Annotated in this window: 24 protein-coding genes; 8 read left to right on the forward strand and 16 right to left on the reverse strand. The window is 52.3% G+C overall.

What is annotated here, in order from left to right; genetic code table 11:
• The first annotated feature begins 71 nt into the window (after positions 1-71).
• From sbcD to araJ, 3 genes are all read left to right on the forward strand, one after another.
• On the forward strand, positions 72-1,274 hold the full coding sequence (gene sbcD, locus FDX14_RS03720; protein WP_137349009.1) for an exonuclease subunit SbcD: 1,203 nt from the start codon (positions 72-74) through the stop codon (positions 1,272-1,274).
• The gene (sbcC, locus tag FDX14_RS03725; RefSeq protein WP_137349010.1) at positions 1,271-4,417 is read left to right on the forward strand and encodes an exonuclease subunit SbcC; all 3,147 of its coding nucleotides are present in this window, start codon (positions 1,271-1,273) and stop codon (positions 4,415-4,417) included. The genes sbcD and sbcC overlap by 4 nt, the downstream gene beginning before the upstream one ends.
• 173 nt (positions 4,418-4,590) lie before the next feature.
• Positions 4,591-5,760: an MFS transporter AraJ gene (gene araJ / locus FDX14_RS03730; RefSeq protein ID WP_042310183.1), complete on the forward strand. Its 1,170-nt coding sequence runs from the start codon at positions 4,591-4,593 to the stop codon at positions 5,758-5,760.
• 6 nt (positions 5,761-5,766) lie between these two features.
• Here araJ and mak read toward each other — a convergent pair whose 3' ends face one another.
• The gene (gene mak, locus FDX14_RS03735) at positions 5,767-6,675 is read right to left on the reverse strand and encodes a fructokinase (RefSeq protein WP_137349011.1); all 909 of its coding nucleotides are present in this window, start codon (positions 6,673-6,675) and stop codon (positions 5,767-5,769) included.
• 91 nt (positions 6,676-6,766) lie between these two features.
• Here mak and rdgC point away from each other — a divergent pair, with 91 nt between their 5' ends.
• Positions 6,767-7,678 (forward strand): recombination-associated protein RdgC, encoded by a 912-nt coding sequence (gene rdgC / locus FDX14_RS03740; protein ID WP_003021479.1) that lies wholly within the window; start codon positions 6,767-6,769, stop codon positions 7,676-7,678.
• Between the two features lie 50 nt (positions 7,679-7,728).
• Here rdgC and ppnP read toward each other — a convergent pair whose 3' ends face one another.
• The 5 genes from ppnP to FDX14_RS03765 all read right to left on the reverse strand — a co-directional run bounded on the left by ppnP (position 7,729) and on the right by FDX14_RS03765 (position 10,414).
• Positions 7,729-8,013 carry a pyrimidine/purine nucleoside phosphorylase gene (gene ppnP / locus FDX14_RS03745; RefSeq protein WP_137349012.1) on the reverse strand — a complete coding sequence of 95 codons (285 nt, stop codon included), beginning with the start codon at positions 8,011-8,013 and terminating at the stop codon, positions 7,729-7,731.
• Between the two features lie 71 nt (positions 8,014-8,084).
• Entirely contained in the window at positions 8,085-8,762 is a 678-nt protein-coding gene (locus FDX14_RS03750) for an AroM family protein (RefSeq protein WP_061381539.1), read from the reverse strand.
• Positions 8,763-9,009: 247 nt separating this feature from the next.
• Positions 9,010-9,201 (reverse strand): protein YaiA, encoded by a 192-nt coding sequence (yaiA, locus tag FDX14_RS03755; RefSeq protein ID WP_042310190.1) that lies wholly within the window; start codon positions 9,199-9,201, stop codon positions 9,010-9,012.
• Positions 9,202-9,227: 26 nt separating this feature from the next.
• The gene (gene aroL / locus FDX14_RS03760) at positions 9,228-9,773 is read right to left on the reverse strand and encodes a shikimate kinase AroL (protein ID WP_042310192.1); all 546 of its coding nucleotides are present in this window, start codon (positions 9,771-9,773) and stop codon (positions 9,228-9,230) included.
• 185 nt (positions 9,774-9,958) lie between these two features.
• Positions 9,959-10,414 carry a YaiI/YqxD family protein gene (locus tag FDX14_RS03765; protein WP_137349013.1) on the reverse strand — a complete coding sequence of 152 codons (456 nt, stop codon included), beginning with the start codon at positions 10,412-10,414 and terminating at the stop codon, positions 9,959-9,961.
• A gap of 273 nt (positions 10,415-10,687) precedes the next feature.
• Here FDX14_RS03765 and proC point away from each other — a divergent pair, with 273 nt between their 5' ends.
• Positions 10,688-11,497, forward strand: coding sequence for a pyrroline-5-carboxylate reductase (gene proC / locus FDX14_RS03770; RefSeq protein ID WP_038638118.1), 810 nt, complete (start codon positions 10,688-10,690; stop codon positions 11,495-11,497).
• 17 nt (positions 11,498-11,514) lie between these two features.
• On the opposite strand, the gene adrA is transcribed toward proC, so the two are convergent.
• The 5 genes from adrA to FDX14_RS03795 form a co-directional block, all read right to left on the reverse strand.
• A complete protein-coding gene (gene adrA / locus FDX14_RS03775; RefSeq protein ID WP_061381538.1) occupies positions 11,515-12,630 on the reverse strand; it encodes a diguanylate cyclase AdrA in 1,116 nt (371 codons plus the stop codon).
• A gap of 91 nt (positions 12,631-12,721) precedes the next feature.
• Positions 12,722-13,042, reverse strand: a complete 321-nt coding sequence (gene psiF / locus FDX14_RS03780; RefSeq protein ID WP_038638114.1) for a phosphate starvation-inducible protein PsiF — start codon at positions 13,040-13,042, stop codon at positions 12,722-12,724.
• A gap of 98 nt (positions 13,043-13,140) precedes the next feature.
• The gene (gene phoA, locus FDX14_RS03785; protein ID WP_137349014.1) at positions 13,141-14,556 is read right to left on the reverse strand and encodes an alkaline phosphatase; all 1,416 of its coding nucleotides are present in this window, start codon (positions 14,554-14,556) and stop codon (positions 13,141-13,143) included.
• Between the two features lie 102 nt (positions 14,557-14,658).
• Positions 14,659-14,901, reverse strand: a complete 243-nt coding sequence (locus FDX14_RS03790) for a sigma-S stabilization anti-adapter protein IraP (RefSeq protein ID WP_137349015.1) — start codon at positions 14,899-14,901, stop codon at positions 14,659-14,661.
• Between the two features lie 249 nt (positions 14,902-15,150).
• Entirely contained in the window at positions 15,151-16,347 is a 1,197-nt protein-coding gene (locus tag FDX14_RS03795) for a multidrug efflux MFS transporter (protein WP_042310202.1), read from the reverse strand.
• Positions 16,348-16,648: 301 nt separating this feature from the next.
• On the opposite strand from FDX14_RS03795, the gene ddlA reads away from it, so the two are divergent.
• Positions 16,649-17,743 carry a D-alanine--D-alanine ligase gene (gene ddlA, locus FDX14_RS03800; RefSeq protein ID WP_137349016.1) on the forward strand — a complete coding sequence of 365 codons (1,095 nt, stop codon included), beginning with the start codon at positions 16,649-16,651 and terminating at the stop codon, positions 17,741-17,743.
• 21 nt (positions 17,744-17,764) lie between these two features.
• Here the strand turns inward: ddlA and FDX14_RS03805 are convergent, their stop codons facing one another.
• Positions 17,765-17,989: a DUF2754 domain-containing protein gene (locus FDX14_RS03805; protein ID WP_038638102.1), complete on the reverse strand. Its 225-nt coding sequence runs from the start codon at positions 17,987-17,989 to the stop codon at positions 17,765-17,767.
• Between the two features lie 262 nt (positions 17,990-18,251).
• Here FDX14_RS03805 and FDX14_RS03810 point away from each other — a divergent pair, with 262 nt between their 5' ends.
• Positions 18,252-18,575 (forward strand): YaiY family protein, encoded by a 324-nt coding sequence (locus FDX14_RS03810; RefSeq protein WP_042310204.1) that lies wholly within the window; start codon positions 18,252-18,254, stop codon positions 18,573-18,575.
• On the opposite strand, the gene FDX14_RS03815 is transcribed toward FDX14_RS03810, so the two are convergent.
• Together FDX14_RS03815 and sbmA are read right to left on the reverse strand one after the other, a co-directional pair.
• Positions 18,560-19,663: a DUF1615 domain-containing protein gene (locus tag FDX14_RS03815; protein WP_137349017.1), complete on the reverse strand. Its 1,104-nt coding sequence runs from the start codon at positions 19,661-19,663 to the stop codon at positions 18,560-18,562. The two genes, FDX14_RS03810 and FDX14_RS03815, sit on opposite strands and share 16 nt — an antisense overlap.
• Before the next feature lie 14 nt (positions 19,664-19,677).
• Entirely contained in the window at positions 19,678-20,898 is a 1,221-nt protein-coding gene (gene sbmA, locus FDX14_RS03820) for a peptide antibiotic transporter SbmA (protein ID WP_137349018.1), read from the reverse strand.
• A 384-nt stretch (positions 20,899-21,282) separates the two neighbouring features.
• Here sbmA and ampH point away from each other — a divergent pair, with 384 nt between their 5' ends.
• Complete coding sequence (ampH, locus tag FDX14_RS03825; protein WP_042310210.1) at positions 21,283-22,440, forward strand: D-alanyl-D-alanine-carboxypeptidase/endopeptidase AmpH; 1,158 nt, start codon at positions 21,283-21,285, stop codon at positions 22,438-22,440.
• A gap of 1 nt (position 22,441) precedes the next feature.
• Here the strand turns inward: ampH and iprA are convergent, their stop codons facing one another.
• Positions 22,442-23,065 (reverse strand): hydrogen peroxide resistance inhibitor IprA, encoded by a 624-nt coding sequence (iprA, locus tag FDX14_RS03830; protein WP_137349019.1) that lies wholly within the window; start codon positions 23,063-23,065, stop codon positions 22,442-22,444.
• A gap of 87 nt (positions 23,066-23,152) precedes the next feature.
• Positions 23,153-23,445 (reverse strand): autotransporter outer membrane beta-barrel domain-containing protein (locus tag FDX14_RS03835; protein WP_137349020.1); only part of this gene is annotated, 293 nt, incomplete at its 5' end.

The following is a 23,445-nucleotide window of genomic DNA, read 5'->3' on the forward strand; positions in this document are numbered from 1 at the left end:
CCCTAAAACAAGATATTACCGTCCTTGCAGGGTTATAATCCCCGCCACTGTTTTATCGTCATGGAACTCTTATGCGCATCCTTCACACGTCTGACTGGCATCTGGGCCAAAATTTCTACAGCAAGAGCCGTGCCGCTGAACACCAGGCCTTTCTCGACTGGCTGCTGGAAACCGCACAATCCCAGCAGGTGGATGCCATTATTGTGGCGGGCGATATTTTCGATACCGGCTCACCGCCAAGCTATGCCCGTGAGCTGTATAACCGTTTTGTCGTTAATCTGCAGCAAACCGGCTGTCATCTGGTGGTACTGGCCGGTAACCACGACTCCGTCGCCACGCTCAACGAATCCCGCGATATTCTGGCGTTTCTCAACACCACAGTGATCGCCAGCGCAGGCCATGCGCCGCAGGTGCTGTCGCAACGCGACGGCACGCCGGGTGCGATCCTGTGCCCGGTTCCTTTTTTACGCCCGCGCGACATCATTACCAGCCAGGCAGGGCTGACCGGACAAGAGAAACAGCAGCATTTGCTATCAGCTATTACCGACTATTATCAGCAGCAATATCAGGACGCCTGTACGCTGCGTGGCAACCAAAATCTACCCATCATTGCGACCGGGCATCTGACCACCGTTGGCGCCAGTAAAAGTGACGCTGTACGTGACATTTATATTGGTACGCTGGACGCCTTTCCGGCGCAAAACTTTCCACCAGCCGATTACATCGCGCTGGGACATATTCACCGGGCGCAGGTTATCGGCGGGACCGAGCATATTCGCTACTGCGGTTCGCCAATTGCGCTCAGTTTTGACGAGTGCGGCAAAAGCAAATGCGTCCATCTGGTGAGCTTCGAAAACGGCAAGCTGAGCGCTGTTGAACACCTCACCGTACCGGTCACCCAGCCGTTGGCAGTGCTGAAAGGTGATTTAGCCGCGATTACCGCCCAACTAGAGCAGTGGCGCGGTGTGCAGCAGGAACCGCCAGTCTGGTTAGATATCGAAATCACCACCGATGACTATCTGCACGACATGCAGCGTAAGATTCAGACATTAACCGAAGATTTACCGGTAGAGGTGTTATTGGTGCGCCGTAGCCGGGAACAGCGCGAACGTATTATGGCGAATGAACGACGTGAAACGCTAAGCGAGCTGAGCGTGACGGACGTTTTTGACCGCCGCCTGGCGCTGGAAGAACTCGAAGAACCGCAACGCGAGCGCCTGAATCAACTGTTTGGCACCACCTTACACACGCTTGCCGGGGAGACCGAAGCATGAAAATTCTCAGCCTGCGTTTGAAAAACCTCAATTCTCTGAAAGGAGAATGGAAAATCGATTTCACGGCTGAGCCCTTTGCCAGCAATGGGCTGTTCGCCATCACTGGTCCAACGGGCGCGGGAAAAACCACCCTGCTGGACGCCATTTGTCTCGCGCTGTATCACGAAACGCCGCGGCTCAATACCGTGTCGCAGTCGCAAAACGATCTGATGACCCGCGACACCGCCGAGTGTCTGGCCGAGGTCGAGTTCGAGGTCCGGGGCGAAGCCTATCGCGCATTCTGGAGCCAGAACCGCGCGCGCAATCAGCCTGAAGGCAATCTACAGGCGCCGCGCGTAGAACTTGCCCGCTGCGCCGACGGTAAAATTCTTGCCGATAAAGTCAAAGACAAGCTGGAAATGACCGCCGAACTTACCGGACTGGATTACGGTCGTTTCACCCGTTCGATGCTGCTGTCTCAGGGGCAATTTGCCGCATTTCTCAATGCCAAACCGAAAGAGCGTGCCGAACTGCTGGAAGAGCTGACGGGGACTGAGATCTACGGCCAAATTTCCGCCATGGTGTTTGAAAAACATAAAGCAGCGCGTACGGAGCTGGAAAAACTGCAAGCGCAGGCCAGCGGCGTGGCTCTGCTCGCTGCGGAGCAGGTGCAGTCCCTGACAGAGCGTTTGCAGGTACTTACTGACGAGGAAAAACAATACCTTGCCAGCCAGCAGACTCAGCAACAGCATCTCAACTGGCTCATTCGGCAAAATGAGCTACAGGCAGAAATCAACCGTCACCAACAGACGTTACAGGCCGCTAAACAAGCGCAGGAAGACGCACAGCCACAGCTGGCGGCGCTGAGTCTGGCGCAACCGGCCAGAGCGTTACGCCCACACTGGGAGCGAATCCAGGAACAAACGGCTACGATAGCGCGTACGCGGCAGAAGATTCAGGAAGTGAATGCTCGCTTACAAAGCAGCTTAGCGCTGCGCGGGCGCATCCGTCAGCAGGCGCACACGCAGTCGACCTCCTTGCTCGCTGGACAGCAGACGTTAACCGACTGGCTGAACGAACACGATCGCTTCCGATTGTGGGGCAGCGAACTGGCTGGCTGGAAGGCCCTGCTGGCGCAACAGTCCGACGCCAGCGCCCAACTACGCCAGTGGCAGCAATTACGGGAAAACGACACGCGTAAACTGGATGCGCTGGCGCTTCCCACGCTGACTCTTTCGCCGCAGGAAGTGACAGAAGCGCTGGCGCAACATGCGCAGCTCCGTCCGTTACGCCAGCGTCTGAGCAATCTGCATGGGCAAATCGCCCCGAAGCAAAAGCAGCTGGCGCAGTTACGCGCCACGCTTGTGCAGCGTCAACAAGAGCTGACTCAGCGCAACGCAGTGCTTGCCGAAAAACGTCAGCGCTATAAAGATAAAAATCAGCAACTTACCGATGTGAGGATCATTTGCGAGCAGGAAGCCCGCATCAAAGATCTGGAAAGCCAGCGGGCATTATTGCAATCCGGCATGCCATGCCCGCTGTGCGGCTCCACCACGCATCCGGCGATTGAGCGCTATCAAACGCTCGAACTGAGCGTAAATCAGGCACGACGTGAAGCGCTGGAAAAAGAGGTTAAAACCCTGGCTGATGAGGGTTCAACGTTACGCGGTCAGCTTGAGGCAATAACCCAGCAACTTCAACGGGATGAACGCGAAGCACAGACGCTTTCTCAAGAGGAGCAAGCGCTTACTCAAGAGTGGCAGACAGTCACCACCAACCTTAACGTGACGCTGCAACCGCAGGATGATATCGCCCCGTGGCTGGCCGCCCAGGAAGAACACGAACAACAACTTCACCAGTTGAGCCTGCGTCATACCCTGCAGGCGCAAATCACGGCGCATACCGAGCAGATTACCCAGCTCCAGCAGCAAATTGACCAGCGCCAGGCGACGTTAACCGCCGAGCTAGCCCGCCATGGACTATCCCTTCCGGCAGAGGATGAAGTCGCTTCGTGGCTGAGCGAGCGGGCGAGAGAAGCGCAAATGTGGCAGCAGCGCCAGAACGAACTCACCGAGTTACAGGCGCAGATAGCTCAGCTCACGCCGTTACTGGAAACGCTGCCTGAGAGCGATACACTTTCTGCAGGTACTGAGAATCTGTCGCTGGAAAACTGGCGACAGGTGCATGACGATTGCCTGTCTTTACAAGGCCAGTGGCAAACCTTGCAACAGCAGGAGGCGCAGGACATACAGCGCGCCGCAGAAATTCAGGCACAGTTTGATGCCGCACTGCAGGCCAGCATCTTTGCCGATCGTGACGCCTTTGTTACCGCCCTGCTGGATGAAGAAACCTTTAGCCGTCTGGAGCAGTTAAAGCAATCGCTGGAAAAGCAGCAGCAGCAGGCACAAACGCTGCTTAATCAGGCTCAGCAAGCGCTGGCGAGCCATCACCAGCAGTTGCCAACCGGGGCGGATCTCACGCTCACAGCCCAACATCTTCGCGACGCGCTAGCGCAGCTCACCCAGCAGCTACGGGAAAATACCACTCGCCAGGGTGAAATTCGTCAGCAGCTCAAACAGGATGCTGAACATCGTCAGCAGCAACAGGCGCTGATGCAGGAGATTGAAAAGGTCACGCAGCAGGTTGATGACTGGGGCTATCTGAACGCGTTGATCGGCTCGAAAGAGGGAGATAAATTCCGCAAGTTTGCCCAGGGGCTGACGCTGGATAACCTGGTGTGGCTTGCCAACAACCAACTCACTCGTCTGCATGGTCGCTATCTGTTACAGCGTAAGGCCAGCGAAGCGCTGGAGCTGGAAGTGGTTGATACCTGGCAGGCCGATGCCGTGCGCGACACCCGTACGCTTTCCGGCGGCGAGAGTTTCCTCGTGAGTCTGGCGCTGGCGCTGGCGTTATCCGATCTGGTCAGCCACAAAACGCGAATTGACTCTCTGTTCCTCGATGAAGGTTTCGGCACGCTGGACAGCGAAACGCTCGATACCGCGCTGGACGCGCTCGATGCGCTGAACGCCACCGGCAAAACCATTGGAGTGATCAGCCACGTTGAAGCGATGAAAGAACGCATTCCGGTGCAGATCAAGGTTAAAAAAATCAACGGTCTGGGGTACAGCAAACTCGACAAAATATTTGCAGTTGATGCCTGATAGCTTCACAGGCCGGATCGGCGCCATTCGGCACGAATATGTAGCACAATATTGCATACTCAAAGACGGATATGAAATGGCATTCCACTTCGCTTATCCGCAAGCTATCTCTGTTGGCGGCGAACGTTCGCCGCTATGACGCACATCCGGCGTCTTTCTTGTTGGCAGGTGGTATGAAAAAAGTCGTTTTCTCTTTAGCGCTGGGGACATTTGGGCTGGGCATGGCAGAGTTCGGCATCATGGGAGTACTCACCGAGCTGGCGCGGGACGTGGGCATTTCCATCCCGGCCGCGGGTCATATGATTTCGTTTTACGCCTTTGGCGTGGTGCTGGGCGCGCCGATTATTGCGCTCTTTTCCAGCCGCTTTTCGCTAAAACATATTCTGCTGTTTTTGGTCACGCTATGCGTGATTGGCAACGCCATCTTCACCCTCTCCTCCTCGTATTTTATGCTGGCGGTGGGCAGGCTGGTTTCCGGCTTCCCGCACGGCGCATTTTTTGGCGTTGGGGCAATTATTCTGTCGAAACTGGCACGCCCAGGAAAAGTCACCGCCGCCGTCGCGGGCATGGTTTCAGGGATGACCGTTGCCAATCTGATTGGCATTCCCGTCGGTACCTGGCTGAGCCAGGAATTTAGCTGGCGCTATACGTTCCTGTTGATAGCCGTCTTTAATATCGCCGTTATTGTCTCGATAGCTTTTTGGGTGCCCAACATCAGCGATGAAGCGAAAGGGAATCTGCGCGAACAATTTCACTTTTTGAAAAGCCCCGCCCCGTGGCTGATCTTTTCCGCCACCATGTTTGGCAACGCCGGGGTTTTCGCCTGGTTCAGCTACGTTAAGCCGTACATGATGTACATCTCCGGTTTTTCCGAAACGCTGATGACCTTCATCATGATGCTGGTGGGATTGGGGATGGTATTAGGGAATCTGTTGAGCGGTCGGCTATCTGGCCGCTATACGCCGCTGCGCATTGCGGTAATAACCGACTTCATCATTGTGCTGGTTCTGCTGCTGCTTTTTGTCTTTGGCGGTATCAAAGCCGCATCGCTGACCTTCGCCTTTATTTGCTGCGCGGGCCTGTTTGCTCTGTCGGCACCGCTGCAAATTTTGCTGCTGCAAAATGCTAAAGGAGGTGAGCTACTGGGCGCGGCAGGCGGGCAAATTGCCTTTAACCTCGGTAGCGCAATTGGCGCCTGGTGCGGCGGTATGATGCTGACGCTGGGCTTTGCCTACAACTATGTGACGCTGCCGGCTGCGCTGCTGTCTTTCTCCGCCATGTCATCGCTGCTGATTTACGGTTACCTGAAGCGCGGCGTGCAACAAGTTGCACCCGCGACGTAAAACAGATTACTCCTGCGGCCACAGCCAGGCCGCACCGCGTACACCGCTGGAATCCCCGTGTAGCGCCTTGCGTAGAGGCGTTTCGCATTCGCCGCCAAAGACAAATTGCTTCATCAACGTTGGAACGTTTTGATATAGCCTGTCGACATTACTCATTCCCCCACCCAGTACAATGACGTCCGGATCGAGAATATTTACCACATGCGCCAGCGATTTCGCCAGACGCAGCTCATAGCGGCTCAAAGCCTGCTCCGCCACAGCATCGCGCACGTTAACCAGGTCGATAATATCGCTGCCCTTGAGCGGCTTACCGCTCAGACGCTGGTAGTCGGTGGCAAAACCGGTCCCGGAAATAAAGGTTTCAATGCAGCCTTGCTTGCCGCAATAGCAGGGTACTTCCTGGCGATACCGCAGCTCATCTTCGTCCATCCACGGCAGCGGATTATGCCCCCACTCGCCCGCGGTACCGTTGCCACCCGTGTGCGCCCGACCATTCAGCGCTACACCCGCGCCGCATCCGGTGCCAATAATTACCGCAAACACGGTTTGCGCCCCTGCCGCTGCGCCATCCACCGCTTCTGAAACCGCCAGACAATTGGCATCATTCGCCAGGCGCACTTCACGATTCAGACGCGAACTCAGGTCTTTGTCAAAAGGTTGTCCGTTAAGCCAGGTCGAGTTGGCATTCTTGACTACCCCAGTGTAAGGCGAGATTGAACCTGGAATGCCCATTCCCACGGTTCCCGTCTGCCCGGTGGCGTTTTCCGCCATCTCCACCAGCGTGGCGATGGTTTCTATCGTTTGCCGATAATCCTCACGCGGTGTGGGCAGGCGATGGCGAAAAAGCTGCTCGCCTGCATCGCGAAGCGCAATAACTTCCGTTTTTGTACCGCCCAAATCGATACCTATACGCACTGTTTGCTCCTCTTCCCGATTAACAATGCAAGCATAGCGACAATTCGCTATCATGCCCGCTGGATTTAACGACAAGGCCGTGGAAATTATCATGCTGTGGTTCAAAAATTTAATGGTTTACCGTCTTAGCCGCGATGTTTCTTTGCGTGCCGAAGAGATGGAAAAACAGCTGGCATCAATGACGTTCACTCCCTGCGGTAGCCAGGATATGGCAAAAATGGGCTGGGTTCCGCCGATGGGATCGCACAGCGATGCATTAACGCATACCGCCAATGGCCAAATTATTATCTGCGCCCGCAAAGAAGAAAAAATTCTGCCGTCGCCGGTTATCAAACAGGCGCTGGAAGCCAAAATATTCAAACTGGAAGCTGAGCAAGGTCGCAAGCTTAAGAAGACCGAAAAAGACTCGCTGAAAGATGAAGTTCTGCACTCATTGCTGCCGCGCGCTTTTAGCCGCTTCAGCCAAACGATGATGTGGATCGACACCGTCAACGATCTGATCATGGTTGATTGCGCAAGCGCGAAGAAAGCGGAAGATACGCTGGCGCTGCTGCGTAAGAGCCTCGGCTCGCTGCCAGTCGTTCCGCTGACGATGGAAAACCCGATTGAGCTGACGCTGACCGAATGGGTTCGCTCCGGTACAACGGCACAGGGCTTCCAGTTGCTGGATGAAGCCGAACTGAAAGCGATCCTTGAAGACGGCGGCGTGATCCGCGCGAAAAAACAGGATCTGGTCTGCGACGAAATCGCCGTACATATCGAAGCGGGCAAACTGGTCACCAAGCTGGCGCTCGACTGGCAGCAGCGCATTCAGTTCGTGATGTGTGACGACGGCTCGATTAAGCGTCTGAAGTTTAGCGACGAGTTGCGCGATCAAAACGAAGATATCGACCGCGAGGACTACGCTCAGCGTTTTGATGCCGATTTCATCCTGATGACGGGGGAACTGGCGGCGCTGATTAAAAGTCTGGTGGAAGGATTAGGCGGCGAAGCACAACGTTAAACCGTGTTTACCGAATGGCGGCTCAATGTCGCCATTCGTCATTTTTACGCTTACAGGTAGCGGCAAAGATAGGATGTTGGCTCTGCCACCTGCAGATGAAACTCGCTACTGCCTGGTACGTTAAACACGTCCCCTGTGGCATAGACTTTCCACTCAGTTTCCCCCGGCAACAGCACGTTAAGTGCGCCGCTGACGACCGTCATCTCTTCAGGCGCCGCAGTACCAAAGGTGTATTCACCTTCGGCCATCACGCCAACACTGGCACGGCCAGTACTGCTGCTGGTAAAACCGATGGATTTTACTTTGCCGGAAAAGTATTCATTACTTTGAAGCATACAACTGGCCCTATCTTGTGATTAAGTTAACAACCAATATAGGGGGCAGGCGTTCCACCTGTCACGCAAAATTACGCGAGCAATTCCGAAGCCAGTCGGGCGATCAGCACATTGGACAGCAGAACCGGGACATCCAGCGATTTTTGCAGTAAATCGCGATGACGTTGATTAAAGCCCAGACAATCCAGCATGATCACATCTGCACCTTGCTCAAGCAATTCTTTACCGGCATCAATCAGTTGTTGTTCGGAACCGTGAATCGGATTCGCCACGGCATACACTGGCGGCGTTTGTAACACCTGCCATTTTTGCGTCTGGGCTTTGAGCAATTCCGTGACGGGGACAATAACCCCAACCTGATGCCCTTCCACAATCGAGGCGACCAGCGGAGGAATGATACGTAAAGGTTCCAGTAGCATACTCTTGCGGGCGGTCAGGCGGGCAATTGAGGCCGTACTCATCAGCAGGATCACGTCAAAGCCCTGATTGTCGAGCACTTCAACAATACCCTGCAGTGAGCGTTCCACTTTCTGGCGCGAAACATGGGCAAGTTGATGGTCGCAGAGCAGCGTTAAGAGCGGCTCGTCACCGGGAGAGACCCCGTACTCGGCCATCACATCCTCTCGCCGCATCTGTCCCAGCAGACTGTGGTGAGTAATGTGCTGCTCATCAATATATTCCGTCAGGAGCGGTAACACCTCACTCATCGGCACCACGCCAATCGTGAGGATAGCCAACGACGTACCCATTTTTTGCTCCACCGTCTTCTTACTTTGCTGTGAATTCCCGAATCATTGCCGGGCGCTGACCTGTGCTACAAACGCTCAAAAGCGTAGCAGCAGATCGGCGGTCTATTTTGTAAAGATTCCAAATCATTCCAGTACTGTATTGTTATTGTTTAATTTTCGATTTTTACTGTATATGGCGATATTTAAAAAAATGTGATGTACGCCCGTACTGGGCCTTTTCAGACACCTGCCCGGGCGGTGTCCGACATCAGGTTTTGTCGGGATCCTCATAGCGCTTTTTAGCATCCATGGCTTCCTGAGCGGAAGGATGCTCACTGATCAACGAATTCGGTTCTGGGTGATCGGCACGAAGTTGATACCAGGTTACCGTCTGGCCTGGCGTCCCCTTTTCAACCGTTACAATGGTCGCCTGACGCGGATAAGGTGGTTTTGTCGGCATAGCTCTTCCTTTTGTCTGAATGAGCTTTAAGTATAGACACCACCCTGTAACCGTGGCGCTGCCTGCGACAGTATCCCAAGAATGTCGTCCACTACCTGCGAAGGCGGATTGGTCGCATCAATAATATAATGCGCGGCCTCACGGTACAGAACATCGCGCTGGGCAAGCACTTCCTCTACTTCCTCAGTCAGCGGCTTGCCGGTTAAGGTTGGGCGCAAACCCTCTTCAGGCGTCGCCTCCAGACGATCAACCAGTACCGATACCGGCGCGCTTAAATAGATAACCACACCGTGGCTACGCATGTAGTGACGATTAAATTCGGTGAGAATGATACCGCCACCGGTCGCGACAACCGTTGTCGGAGCCGTGACGGCCTGCAGAGCGGCTGTTTCCTGGGCACGAAACCCTTCCCATCCTTCTCTTTCGACAATTTCCGCCACGGTCATCTGCACGTGCGATTGCAACCAGCGATCGGTATCAACAAACTGGTAATCGATAGCCTTCGCCAGCGCCATACCGGTTGTCGTTTTACCACACCCCCGGGGGCCAACAAGAAAAAGAGGTTGCGTCATCACAGAATTTCCCCAGAGAGCCGCCGACAAGCGGGATCTGATGCTATTAAAGATATAATCATATCATCAAACTAGTACACCACCAAAACGTAAAGAAAAAATTACAGAAAGAGTGATGTCGTCAATTAAACCCTACTATAACAAGAATTCACAGGGATGAAAGTGTAAGAAATAAATTACAGGTGTTATTTTCTGCGCTGAACTTCCAGCCACCACTTATCCAGCTCAGCCGCAAAATGCTGCCGGTCGCGGGGAGAAAGGCTATCTGGTCCCCCGGTCTGGATGCCGCTGGCACGTAGCGTATCCATAAAATCACGCATCATCAGACGTTCGCGGATCGTCGCTTCGGTATAACGTTCGCCGCGTGGATTAAGCGCTGCTGCCCCTTTTCCAATGGCTTCAGCAGCCAGTGGAATATCCGCCGTTATCACTAAATCACCGGCGCTACATTGTCGCACAATCTCGTTATCAGCGACGTCAAACCCGGCGGGAACGCGTAATGTACGGATAAAACGCGAAGACGGGACGCGCAAACTCTGGTTCGCCACCAGAATAAGCGGCATCTGCATGCGCTCAGAGGCGCGGTATAAAATTTCTTTAATCACGTTCGGACACGCGTCGGCATCCACCCATATTGTCATAATCTCTCCCCACTCGTGTGTAATCGCGCATTGTCTCGTGCTTTTACTTGCAGGCAAAGTGCTGTTTCTCCTTCTGCACATATTCATTCCGCGCTAAGCTTAGCTTTCCCAGATTTACCCTAAATAATTCGGGTTGCAGGCAGGCGGCAAGAGAGTGACTCCCGATGAGCTTACTCTGGTAAGTGATTCGGGTGAGCGAACGCAGCCAACGCACATGCAACTTGAAGTATGACGGGTATAAAACAATGAATATCATCCATAGGGAGTGACAAGATGGACAAAAAAATTGGTTTTATCGGCTGCGGTAATATGGGCAAAGCAATTCTTGGCGGCATGATCGCCAGCGGCCAGGTTCTCCCGGGACAAATCTGGGTCTATACCCCTTCCCCTGATAAGGTCGCTGCGTTGCACGACCAGTATGGTATTAATGCAGCGCAGTCTGCGCAAGAAGTTGCCCAAATCGCCGACATTGTTTTTGGTGCCGTAAAACCAGGCATCATGATTAAGGTGCTGAGTGAAATCACCTCCAGCCTGAACAAAGACTCTCTGGTTGTCTCGATTGCCGCTGGCGTTACCCTCGATCAGCTCGCCCGCGCACTGGGTCATGACCGCAAAATCATTCGCGCAATGCCAAATACCCCGTCACTGGTTAATGCCGGAATGACCTCCGTCACGCCGAACGCCTTAGTAACGCCGGAAGATACGGCCGACGTACTGAATATCTTCCGCTGCTTTGGCGAAGCCGAAGTGATTGCAGAATCAATGATTCACCCGGTGGTCGGCGTCAGCGGTTCTGCACCGGCCTATGTCTTTATGTTTATCGAAGCGATGGCGGATGCTGCCGTTCAGGGGGGAATGCCCCGTGCGCAGGCTTATAAATTCGCAGCGCAAGCGGTAATGGGCTCGGCAAAAATGGTGCTGGAAACGGGTAAACATCCAGGGGAACTGAAGGATATGGTGTGCTCGCCAGGCGGAACCACTATCGAAGCGGTGCGTGTCCTGGAAGAACGTGGTTTCCGTTCATCAGTGATTGAAGCGATGGTTAAGTGCATGGAACAGTCAGAAAAACTCAGCCGATCCTGAGTTAATATCACCGGACGTCAGGCCGCCGCTTCAGTGCGGTTACGTCCGGAATTCTTTGCTTTGTAAAGCGCCATATCTGCTGATTTTAACCATTCCCGATAATGCTCAGTTTCAGAAGTCAGCGGCGCTACGCCAACGCTAATACGCAAGGCAACCTGCGGAGCGCAGGATAAACGCAACTGACTAAGTCGTTCATGCACTCGCGACATGGCCGCAATTGCGCTGGTTGCCGGCGTGCCGCACATAATCACCGCAAACTCATCACCACCAAAGCGCCCGATCACATCGCTGCCGCGTAAAGTCATCTGCAGCTGACGGGTCAGCGCGACAATGGCCTGATCCCCGACGTCATGACCCCAGGTATCATTGATGCTCTTAAAATGGTCGATATCAATAATAAGCAACGTGGCGTCACGCTGGTAGCGGCGGCAATTATCAAATTCATTACGTAGCAACAGCTCCCAGTGACGTCGGTTATAAACGCCGGTCATCCCATCTCGCGTACTCATCACCTGTAAGCGGCGTTTATGTTCCGCCAGCTTGATGACCGTCTGATAGCTGACCCAGGCAAACAGCAGCGGATACATCACCAGTACCGGCAGTGATAACACCACGCTCAGTTGACCGCTGCTAACAGCGACGGGAATATCGGTTAACTGTAACGTCACCAGACATGACACCGCCATCAACACGACGCCCGCGAGGAATACTCGCATTCCCCCAGCGCCCATCAGGTTGATGCAAGTAATCATGAGCAGCGCCGTCGACGGCAACAGGTTTGCCCCCATAATTCCCAGCCACATCCCGGCGAGGATGGCATCGGCTTTTAAATTGGTAAATTCACTATGCAGAGGATCGTCTGCTTTACTTGCCAACTGCCAGGCCAGATGTGGCCAGACGAATGCCCATCCCACCAGCAACAGCCACCAGCCTCCGGTAATGGGCTGGGAAACTAATACCGACGCGATAGGGAAAAACATTCCCCCCAATCCCACCGCTCGCGGCAGCCTGATCCGTCGGGCAAATCGCAGACCGGAACGTTGGTGGTCGTTTTGATGAAGTGATATAAACGCTTCATCCGCGACGACCTTCTTTTGGAAAAAGTTTTCATCATTCATCGTATTTGGGAACATTCTGAAACAAATTTCCCAAATTATAGGTAGGGGTCTGCTGGCGGGAGTATGAAATTTCGGGTGAGCGTTTTTACCTGCTCACCCGTAAGTGCTACGCAGCTTTTTTCAGGCAAGCGCTCATAAACTTGTTACGATCATCGCCTTTCAGTGACTGCTCCGTCGCCTTGACGTTGCATTCACGCATCTTCTGCTGCTGTGGGGTTAAACTCTTTTCCTCAGGCGCAGATTTGCTGTTTTTCAGGCAATCACTCATATACGTCTTTCGCGCATCCCCTTTTAAAGCCTGCGCCGTTGCCTGTTGATTGCAGGTGGTCATACGCTGTTGTTGCGGGGTTAACGTCTTCTCGGCAGCACCGACGGTAGTTAAAAAAACCAGTCCAAAGAGCAGCGTCATTAATAATGTAATTTTCATAGCACCATCCTTTTCTGAACGACGACACACAGGTAAGTTTGGCTGCTAACAATAAAAATACCACCCGGCGGCAAAACTATTGTCACCGGGGGGCAGGGTTACTTCAGACCTAACGCCGCTTTCATAGTGTAAAACAGGTCAGTTTGATCGGTCAGGCCAACTACATTCGCCGCATGCGGGCCATAAGCGGCGATGCGCAACTGGCTACCGGTGTGCTCCTGAGATTCCTCTTCAGAATTGCCGTAGCTGATGACCATCACCGCGCCATCTTTGGTGTTCAACGCCTGAGTCAGACCAGGTGCTTTGGTATCAGGTGCGACAATCTGGCTGGCATGCGCGTGGTCAGCGGTTACCACCACCAGGGTGTTGCCATCTTGCTTCGCAAAGGCAAGCGCACGCTGCACCGCTTCGTCCAGATCAACCGTTTCGCCAATCTGTCCACACGGGTTGGCGGCGTGGTCCTGTTTATCGATGGATGCTCCTTCCACTTGCAGGAAGAAACCTTTCTCATTTTTGCTTAATAGCTCAATCGCTTTATCCGTCATCTGCGCCAGCGTCGGCACAGTGTCATCACGCTTTGGATTTGGCGTACAGGTCACCACCGGTTTATCCAGATTGCCATGATAGGACGCTTTCGGACCTTCCCAGTGCACCGGCATATTGCCTTCGGAGAACAGGCCCAGCAACGGCTTATCCTGGTTAGCTTCGGTAATCGCTGCCAGCGTCTCGGCATCACTTACTATCTGATAACCGCGCGCCTGGGCTTGTTCCCGCAACGTTTTACCCTGCCACTCCCCTGCCGCAGCGGTTTCAGCAAACGTTTTTGCCCCACCGCCCAACGTGACGTCAGGCCGGGCATTCAGCAACTGTTCTGTAATTGACCCCTTGCCACCTTTTTCCAGCGCATTGGTTGGGCATTTTTCACGGGTCACGCCTGGACCATAGCACTTACGCGAAGTGACATGAGCAACCAGCGCTGCTGGGGTAGCATCCTGCAATTCAGCGGTAGAAACGTTGCCCGTCGCCAGACCTGCCGCTTTTGCCATTTCCAAAATTGTTGCATGATCTTTTTCATGGATATCAACGCCCAGGGCACCATTATAAGTTTTAACCCCGGTGGTCCATGCCGTCGCTGAGGCCGCAGAGTCCGTCACATAATCCGGCTTGCCCGTTTTCTTATCTAACGCATAGTGCGTGTATTGCCCGGTCAACGGTAAAGCATCAATACCTTTAAAAAAACCGCCCGCGCCTTCGGCATAATTTCGTGCGGCCGTTATTTCTGAATCACCCATGCCATCGCCAATCAATAAAATTATATTTTTAGCAGGCTTATCGTTCAGAGATTCACGCAGCGCTGCCGTTTGATCGGTTGACAATCGGCGGGCACCGCCTGGCGTGGTGATATCACCCTGAGCGGCACGATTATCCATAACCGCTACGGTAGATGTTTCTGCATTAATAATCGGGGTAAACAGCAAAGGTAACAGGGCAATCACGAGTGCGCTTTGTTTCACTTTATTTTCTCCATGTATAAATACGGTAAAATTAAAACAAAGCGACTATAAGTATTTGATGTGACACTTTTATGATAATTTGTGGGCGCACCCTCGGATTACTCAAAACGCTTTTGGCACGCTCTCGCCAGCGTTATGGAGGGTCGTCATAAACGTTGGCACACGGTTTACGCCTGCCAGAGCACCTTCAATTTGACGCAGCACTATTTGCCGATCGCTCCACGCCATATTGCGCAGCATTTCGGTGATTACCTGCTCTAACGTTTCGACCTGCGCCGCCAGGTTTTGTGACTCTTCTTCTTTTTGGGCGAGCTTAATCAACAACTCAGTGACGAGATTTTTCATTTGCGTATTCCCTTAACAAAATATAAGCCACGTTAACATTAAGGCTCACTACTGCCTAGGTGATAAAAGTTTTATTTTTAGAAGAAATTAAACTATTTGCGAAAACAATCACATCACAAAATAAGGGAGAGATGAGCCTTAAAATAAAATCCTTCAATATAAAAAGGTAAAATGATGAATAATCACATAGAGATATAATGCAAAATTATAGATAAACAACGCCGACGGGCAGCGTTGTTTATCAGGAAGTCAGCGCGCGTGACGCCGACGTCGCAATGCGATGGCCAACTGCCAGATGTTAATCAGTACAATACTCGCCGTAGCGATGAAGACCCAGCGGAACCCCGCCATGGCTGATACCGTTGCCCCCATTAATGGCCCGGCGACGTTGCCAAGGTACATAAATGATTGGTTATAACCAAAGATACGCCCGGTTATCTGATCGCTGGAGTATTTCACCAGCAGCGTCTGTACCGCCGGCAACATCGCGCCGTCGGCAAAGCCGAGCAGGAAACGTAATATCCCCAACTGCAATGGCGTGGTGACCCACGACATAGCGAAAAACAGCACGACGGCAAAGATTAACGTCGCCATTAAAATCCGCTCAGTACCAATACGGTCACCTAATTTGCCAAGCCGCGGCGCGGAAATCAGGGCCGAGATGCCAGGTACTGAGGCAATCAACCCGCTGAGAAAGGCAATATTGCTGCTGTCTGGCACCATTGATTTGATAAATAACGCCAGAATAGGACCGATAGAGCCGTTACACAGTTGAATTACCATCGTCGTAAAAAACAGGCTGATCACCAGCGCCGGATAAGGCAAGGAGGCAAAGACGGCCTTCCCGCTCAGTCGTTCGCTTTTTTTGGTCGTCGGGCGCACGCCCTCTTTGATCAAAAACAGCGTGACAAGGAAACTAACCACCAACAAAGCCGCGGTAATACAGAATACCGCCCGTAACCCAATATGGTCGGCAATAAAGCCTCCCATTAACGGTCCGCCAATAACGCCACTAATTTGCGCCGTAGAAAGCGTGCTCAATGCCCATCCGCTGCGTTCACGCGGAACCTGTGACGCTACCAGCGCCATTGCGTTCGGAATATAGCCTGAGGTTAACCCCATCACCCCGCGCAGCAGAAAAAGCTGCCAGACGTTAGTGGCAAATGCCTGTAGTAAAATCGCAATCGCCATCCCCAGCGAGGCTCGTAACAGCATCAGCTTGCGCCCTTTACGATCGGCTAAACTGCCCCACATAGGAGAAACAATGGCTGAAATAAGGAAGGTGACGCTGAACGTTAATCCGGACCACATTGAGAGAGCTTCATGCGAGGTGACGCCCAATTGGGAGATGTAGAGCGGTAAAAAAGGCAGGATTTGGCTAATCGCCAGCCCGGTAAAAAAGCATCCGAACCAGACGGAAATAAGGTTTACTCTCCAGGATTCCATAGGGACTCATAACGATAAGTAGCTGAAAACTGCGAGCAGCTTAACAAATTACTTAGCCAAATAAGGGTCAACAGGTGCGATGTATCACAGTTTAGAATTTTATCTTCCCGCTCATCATATTTGTGATACGCCTCACACCAAACCCACAATACACGCAGGGAATTATGCTTGATGCAAGATCTGCGCGTTTGCGCTTATCTCTTCCCCTGTTGCCCAGCGAAACAATCTGCCAGAAGCCGAGGAAACCTGCGTTTTGTCGTGGTAATGTATGTGCTTTGCATTCAAGGAATGGGTTTTTAAGATGGCAAAGTTGCGGGTAGGAATCGTATTTGGTGGTAAATCAGCGGAACATGAAGTGTCATTGCAATCGGCAAAAAATATTGTCGATGCCATCGACAAGACTCGCTTTGACGTTGTGCTGTTAGGTATTGATAAACAAGGGCAATGGCACGTTAGCGATGCCAGTAACTATCTGCTCAATTCAGACGATCCGGCGCACATTGCGCTGCGTCCTTCCACGACCAGCCTGGCTCAGGTTCCGGGTAAACAAGAGCATCAGTTGATCGATGCGCAAAACGGTCAGCCGCTGCCAACGGTCGATGTTATTTTTCCGATCGTACACGGTACGCTGGGTGAAGATGGCTCTTTGCAGGGTATGCTGCGCGTGGCGAATCTGCCATTCGTCGGTTCTGATGTCCTGGGATCTGCGGCCTGTATGGATAAAGACGTGACCAAACGTCTGTTGCGCGATGCCGGATTAAATATCGCGCCATTTATTACACTTACTCGCGCCAATCGTAACAACATTAGCTTTGCTGAGGTGGAATCCCGCCTGGGCCTGCCGCTGTTTGTAAAACCCGCCAACCAGGGGTCGTCCGTTGGCGTTAGCAAAGTGACCAGTGAAGCGCAATACAACCAGGCCGTCGCGCTGGCATTTGAATTCGATCATAAAGTCGTGGTGGAGCAAGGGATCAAAGGTCGCGAGATCGAATGTGCAGTACTGGGCAACGATCATCCGCAGGCCAGTACTTGTGGTGAGATCGTGTTGAACAGTGATTTTTACGCTTATGACACCAAATACATTGACGATAACGGCGCCAAAGTAGTTGTTCCGGCAGCGATCGCACCAGAAATTAACGACAAGATCCGCGAGATCGCCACTCAAGCGTACCAGACGTTAGGATGTGCTGGCATGGCGCGCGTAGATGTATTCCTAACCGCAGAAAACAACGTTGTGATCAATGAGATCAACACGCTGCCGGGCTTCACTAACATCAGTATGTATCCAAAACTGTGGCAGGCGAGCGGCTTAGGCTACACCGATTTGATCACTCGCCTGATCGAACTGGCGTTGGAACGCCACGCTGCGGATAGCGCGCTGAAAACCAGTATGTAAACCCGCAAGGATGCCTGATAACTATTGGGCATCCTTCGCTTCATCATCTTCATTTTCCACGCGGCGACGGATAATTAATCCGGCCAGCCAAAAGCTAATTATCCAGGTAACCAGCCCCACCGCATAGGTTTGCCATCCCTGCGCTTCAAAACCTAATAACCCCACCACGCCATTCAGAATAAAGATAAGCCCAATAGCGAAGGCATAGTAGTGCCAGTCTCGGCGGATTTTTACAGGCAGGTTCATAACGGCTCCGGTGGATATACAACATGAAAAAGCATCCTCGCACATTTCCCCGTGGTCGTCTGTGGCATATGCGGAATTTCTGAAATGTAACTTAATTTCACTTAAGGTTAAATAATTGTGACACACCACAAATAACCGAAATCCAGGAATAATCTCCACCTGAAATTACCAACATTCTGATATTGACAATCCTAATCACCTGTCAGACTCACAGTCAGTTACAGGCATTACGCCAAAAAGCAGGTTATTTCCGGAGGTCTTTATGGCTGATTTTACGCTCTCAAAATCCCTGTTTAAGGGCAAGCATCGGGATACCTCCTCCCTGCCCGGCAACATTGCGTATGCCGTATTTGTGCTGTTTTGCTTTTGGGCAGGCGCGCAGATTTTAAATCTGCTGGCCCACGCACCCGGCATCTATGAGCAGTTGATGCAGTTGCAAATGCAAGAGACAGGGCGCCCACGGGTTGAAATTGGTTTAGGCGTCGGTACCCTGTTTGGGCTGATCCCCTTCCTGGTCGGGAGCCTGATTCTTGGCGCCGTCGCGATAATTATCCGCTGGCGCAGCCGTCATCATAACGATGACTGAGCCATACACTTCGCCCGACGATCATCCACGCGTTTAGCGAACCACGCGGTCGTCAGATTACGCGTAATCTTCGGGCTTTCCAGCTGAATACCAGGCAGCATTTCACGCGGTAGTGATTTACCGCTCTTCGCTTCCGCCAGCTTATAGACCTTCTCGTACAGCGCAGTCTCTTCAAAGGCCAGGCTATCGCCCTTTTGCAGTTGCCGGTGGATCTCACTCTCGCTCATCCCCAGCTTCCCGGCCAGCTTGCGTACCGCCAGCTCCGTTTTGCCCGGCTCGCTGCTGCCGTAGAGAATCAAATCCCCGTCCAGCGCCAGCTTCACTCCGCTGGCTTTACTGACTGCATTCTGAAAAGCCGCATTGCGGCTGGCGTACCAGCCGGCATTAAAATCTGCAAAGCGGAAAATTGGCGCACTGTAATTCGCCGGATAATTGAGCAGATGATAAGTGCCAAACCACAGTCCGCCGCGTCGGCTGAACACTTCCTGACGGACCGTCCCTGCCATTTTCCATGGATAGCCGCTGGCGTGCTGCTCGGCAAACGCAATGCTGACCTGCATCGGTCCGCCGGTATGCACCGGATTCAGTGAACCAAACAGCGTCTGCCCCATCGGTACCATATTGATGAAATCATCAAAGATGGCACTAAGCTGTTTTTCCGTCTTCACCGTATCCAGACGCTCACTGTAGCTTTTCCCCGTTGGGGAGTTAATCTTCAGCGCAGTGTGCACCACAAACAGCGGAATATGCATGCGCTCGGCGCGACGGTCGATCTCTTTCCAGGCGATTTTACTTAAGCCTGGAACCGCCGGATCGGCCTGGTAGTTTGACTCCTGTTGCGCGACCGCCAGCACCGAACAGATGTTTTCAACCGTCGGCGCCAGCTTCTGACTTTCAAACGTCTTCGCCAGATCCTGCGCCCACGCATCCCGGTCTTTCACGCTGGCGGGCATTTTCTGGCGCACCACGCTCGCCACATCGACGGCTTTCTCCCCTTTTTTTAACGGCTGCGCGGGTTGGCTACTACATCCCACCAACACCAATGCGGCCAGCCCAGACAAGGGGTAAAGACGGGAAACCGTCGACATAACATCTCCTTTTGTTAACTAAGAGTATGGGTCACTTGCTGAATATCCTGGCCATCAAGCTCGCGTTCAAAGCTGCGCAGACGCTTATAAATAGACATCAGTTCAACTAACGTTGTCCAGGAGTTAATCAGATACTGGAACGAGCCGCGCACCTGGCCAAATACGTTGGTAATTTGTGTCATCAAACCGAGCGTTATCGTACCGGCAACAATCGACGGAAACAGCAGGAACAAACCGAAAACGTTATCAACCTGCAGGTACAGAATACGGGCGATGTTAAAATACATATAGTGGAAATAGAGACGGAAATAGTTTTGCCGTACTGCATGGAACAGTTCACGCACCGTCGGCGGCGTCGCACGACTGGCATCATCTTCACCGTATACCAGTTCCTTACGGTAAGCTGCCTCCACGCGCTGGTTTTTAAATTCCAGGCCCGGAAGTTTGATCCCGACTACCGCCAGCAAGCCGGTTCCCATCAGCGACCAGACTATCGCGGCAATAACCAGCCCATAAGGGACATGTCCGATAATCGGCAGATCAGGAACATGCGCCGACAGCGTAACCAGCACCGGTAAGAAGGCAATCAGCGTCATAATCGCGTTGATAAAGCTAACGCCCATATTCTCCAGCGTGGAGGCAAAACGCATGGTGTCTTCCTGCACACGCTGTGCTGCGCCTTCGATATGTCGCAGATGCTGCCAGTGCGCCATATAGTGTTCGTTCATCGCTGTGCGCCAGCGAAACACATAGTGGCTGACGAAGAAATTGTTCATCACGCCAATGACCACGGCAATCAGCGCAATACCGAGAAAGATACCCACTTCATTATAGAACTGCTCAATTTTCACCTTATGCGGTGCGCTGAGCGCGGTTTGAATGAGATCGTAGAATGGCGCATACCAGGCGTTGACGGCAACGCCAACCTCAACCAGAAACCAGGTTACAAAAATTATCAGTGAGGTACCCAGAATGGACCAATACTGCCAGCGGTGCGGGCTGTAGAGAAACCAGAATAGCGCGAACGTCCCGACACAAAGAATGTAGTAAGCATAAAAAATCAGGTAATCCAGCGACCAGAAACGCGCTGCGCTAATCGGTACATCCCCCGACGCGCCGGTAATGCGTGCAACCCAGGCTCCCCCACCTGCTTGCCAGAATACAACAGCGACCAGTGCCCAAATAAATGCCGAAATAAAGAATGATCCCGGCTTTGGGAAAAAAGACTTAAACATAATGCTCTCCTGCTAACTTCTTATCGTTATGACGACTGCTGTGCATTTGCCTCCGTGAAGTGCGGTGGCGAGACGGCTTACGCCCAAAAACACAAGCTGAAACCGACAATTGTGACCAGAACCGCGGCACATAGTTCGCCCCCCGGTGATGAAGAATTGTTTCTGTGGTTTTCACACTCGATAACGTTCCAGCATGTGCAGATTATCACAGCGTGAGATCACAAAAGCGAACATCCACAATCCGGGAAACGCTCACGTTTACTCATCGTTACGTTTTTCACACTATCATTGGCTGATAAGCGCTTTGCAATACGCCGTTGAGTAGTATAAATACGCATACGCACGACATCCTTTTTCATTTTTTCTAACTCATGGACACCACCGTTGAAACGTAGTCTGCTTTTTTCTGCCGCGCTGTGTGCGGCGTCATTGACATCTGTCCAGGCGGCACAGCCTATAACCGATCCGGTCTTCGCCTCTGATATCGTCGATCGTTATGCCGACCATATATTTTACGGCAGTGGTGCTACGGGGATGGCGCTCGTGGTGATTGATGGTAATCAACGCGTATTTCGAAGCTTCGGCGAAACGCGCCCCGGCAATAATGTTCATCCACAACTGGATTCCGTGATTCGCATTGCCTCTATCACCAAATTAATGACCAGCGAAGTGCTGGTGAAATTACTCGATCAGGGCACAGTTAAACTCAACGATCCATTGAGTAAATATGCACCACCTGGCGCACGCGTGCCGACTTATCAGGGAACGCCAATCACGCTGGTGAATCTGGCGACGCATACCAGCGCGCTGCCGCGCGAACAGCCTGGCGGCGCGGCAAAGCGCCCGGTGTTTGTCTGGCCAACCCGCGAGCAGCGCTGGAACTATCTCTCAACCGCTACGCTTAAAGCAGCTCCAGGATCGCAAGCTTCTTATTCAAATCTGGCATTCGACCTGCTGGCCGACGCGCTGGGAGCTGCTGCCGGTAAGCCTTATCCGCAACTGTTTGAAGAAAAAATTACCCGACCGCTGGGGATGAAAGACACCACCTTTACCCCATCCCCCGATCAGTGCAGACGCCTGATGGTCGCGGAAAAAGGCGCCAGCCCTTGTAACAATACCCTGGCGGCGATGGGCAGCGGCGGCGTCTATTCAACGCCTGGCGATATGATGCGCTGGATGCAACAGTATCTCTCTTCTGATTTTTATCATCGTAGCCAGCAAGCCGACCGTATGCAGACGCTGATTTATCAGCGTACACAGTTAACCAAAGTGATAGGGATGGACGTTCCGGGCAAAGCCGATGCGCTTGGTTTGGGCTGGGTGTATATGGCACCGAAGAATGGTCGTCCGGGAATTATTCAAAAAACCGGTGGTGGTGGCGGTTTCATTACCTATATGGCGATGATCCCGCAGCAAAATGTCGGAGCGTTTGTCGTGGTGACCCGTTCTCCGCTGACCCGCTTTACCAATATGAGCGACGGTATCAACGATCTGGTCGCAGAGTTGAGCGGGAACAAACCGCAGGTTATTCCCGCATCCTGATTCAATACTCATAAGGCAAACGGTTAATGCTCACCAGTTTGCCTTTATTCATTTCAATATAACCACCTTTACGCAATGCCGCGAGGACCTCTGCGACAACTGAGCGTGAAATTCGTGTACGCTGGTGAATATAGTTCATCACGCCGACACGCGAGCGCAATACGTCGTCCCATTTCGTCATGGATATCAACGTCGCGCGAATCTGATCATAGGAGTTATTGCCGATCAACTGGAGATCGCGCATTTCAAACATGCAGTTCTGCCAGGCCAACCAGCAAAAAGCTTCGCGCCAAAGTTGGCATTGTTCAATTAAATTAATCGTTTGTGAGGCAGGAAGATGATATCCCGTACAATTACTTTCGGTTATTAATCTGTATTGTACATCGGTTTTCATCACACCATCTGAAAGCCCCATAATAAATGGTGCCTGCGCAATGCCGACCAGTACATTCTCCCCGCGTCTCAGGGAAACTATACCACTTAAAATAATAAAGGTGTCATCGCTATTTATATCACTGGAATATATAATTTCTTTATCTTTATCACATTCAAAGTGTTTACCATATTTTGATAAACATTTATCCAGCTTACTAAATTCAGGAAGAGGTTTATTAGTAGATAACATTGCGCGTTCCTTGCAATAAATGCCCGTCAAATCCGTGACGGGCATTTTCCAGATTAAATTACCTTTACTTTCTTTGCGAGAAAGTTATTACCAAGTATATTTAACACCCACGTTTGCAGACCAGTCTTGATCGACATCACCACCACCGAGATAATTAGCATCGGTGTACGCGCTGAAGTTTTTGGTAAAGCTGAACTGAGTACCCAGTCCAACACGTACCGCAGAACCTTCTACGCCATTGTCGATAGAATCGCCGTTTACGTTAGAATCGTTGTTAGAGTCATCGTAAACGTAGGCCAGTTTGAAGTAAGGAGTCAGAGCCTGGTCATCGCTATACGCGAAGGTATAACCTGCATCTACACCCAGTTCATAACGCATGC

The organism is Citrobacter sp. wls710, from assembly GCF_005281115.1.
Taxonomy (GTDB): Bacteria; Pseudomonadota; Gammaproteobacteria; order Enterobacterales; family Enterobacteriaceae; genus Citrobacter; species Citrobacter werkmanii.

What these genes read in the sequence shown, in the direction of transcription:
- aroL (WP_042310192.1), bottom strand. Translation starts at nt 9,773, where the DNA reads ATGACGCAACCTCTTTTTCTTGTTGGCCCCCGGGGGTGTGGTAAAACG.
- proC (WP_038638118.1), top strand. Translation starts at nt 10,688, where the DNA reads ATGGACAAAAAAATTGGTTTTATCGGCTGCGGTAATATGGGCAAAGCA.
- sbcD (WP_137349009.1), top strand. Translation starts at nt 72, where the DNA reads ATGCGCATCCTTCACACGTCTGACTGGCATCTGGGCCAAAATTTCTAC.
- FDX14_RS03805 (WP_038638102.1), bottom strand. Translation starts at nt 17,989, where the DNA reads ATGAACCTGCCTGTAAAAATCCGCCGAGACTGGCACTACTATGCCTTC.
- ppnP (WP_137349012.1), bottom strand. Translation starts at nt 8,013, where the DNA reads ATGCTTCAAAGTAATGAATACTTTTCCGGCAAAGTAAAATCCATCGGT.
- yaiA (WP_042310190.1), bottom strand. Translation starts at nt 9,201, where the DNA reads ATGCCGACAAAACCACCTTATCCGCGTCAGGCGACCATTGTAACGGTT.
- iprA (WP_137349019.1), bottom strand. Translation starts at nt 23,065, where the DNA reads ATGTTATCTACTAATAAACCTCTTCCTGAATTTAGTAAGCTGGATAAA.
- FDX14_RS03795 (WP_042310202.1), bottom strand. Translation starts at nt 16,347, where the DNA reads ATGGAATCCTGGAGAGTAAACCTTATTTCCGTCTGGTTCGGATGCTTT.
- FDX14_RS03790 (WP_137349015.1), bottom strand. Translation starts at nt 14,901, where the DNA reads ATGAAAAATCTCGTCACTGAGTTGTTGATTAAGCTCGCCCAAAAAGAA.
- araJ (WP_042310183.1), top strand. Translation starts at nt 4,591, where the DNA reads ATGAAAAAAGTCGTTTTCTCTTTAGCGCTGGGGACATTTGGGCTGGGC.
- FDX14_RS03815 (WP_137349017.1), bottom strand. Translation starts at nt 19,663, where the DNA reads ATGTCGACGGTTTCCCGTCTTTACCCCTTGTCTGGGCTGGCCGCATTG.
- FDX14_RS03765 (WP_137349013.1), bottom strand. Translation starts at nt 10,414, where the DNA reads ATGACAATATGGGTGGATGCCGACGCGTGTCCGAACGTGATTAAAGAA.
- rdgC (WP_003021479.1), top strand. Translation starts at nt 6,767, where the DNA reads ATGCTGTGGTTCAAAAATTTAATGGTTTACCGTCTTAGCCGCGATGTT.
- sbcC (WP_137349010.1), top strand. Translation starts at nt 1,271, where the DNA reads ATGAAAATTCTCAGCCTGCGTTTGAAAAACCTCAATTCTCTGAAAGGA.
- ddlA (WP_137349016.1), top strand. Translation starts at nt 16,649, where the DNA reads ATGGCAAAGTTGCGGGTAGGAATCGTATTTGGTGGTAAATCAGCGGAA.
- sbmA (WP_137349018.1), bottom strand. Translation starts at nt 20,898, where the DNA reads ATGTTTAAGTCTTTTTTCCCAAAGCCGGGATCATTCTTTATTTCGGCA.
- FDX14_RS03750 (WP_061381539.1), bottom strand. Translation starts at nt 8,762, where the DNA reads ATGGGTACGTCGTTGGCTATCCTCACGATTGGCGTGGTGCCGATGAGT.
- psiF (WP_038638114.1), bottom strand. Translation starts at nt 13,042, where the DNA reads ATGAAAATTACATTATTAATGACGCTGCTCTTTGGACTGGTTTTTTTA.
- FDX14_RS03810 (WP_042310204.1), top strand. Translation starts at nt 18,252, where the DNA reads ATGGCTGATTTTACGCTCTCAAAATCCCTGTTTAAGGGCAAGCATCGG.
- adrA (WP_061381538.1), bottom strand. Translation starts at nt 12,630, where the DNA reads ATGTTCCCAAATACGATGAATGATGAAAACTTTTTCCAAAAGAAGGTC.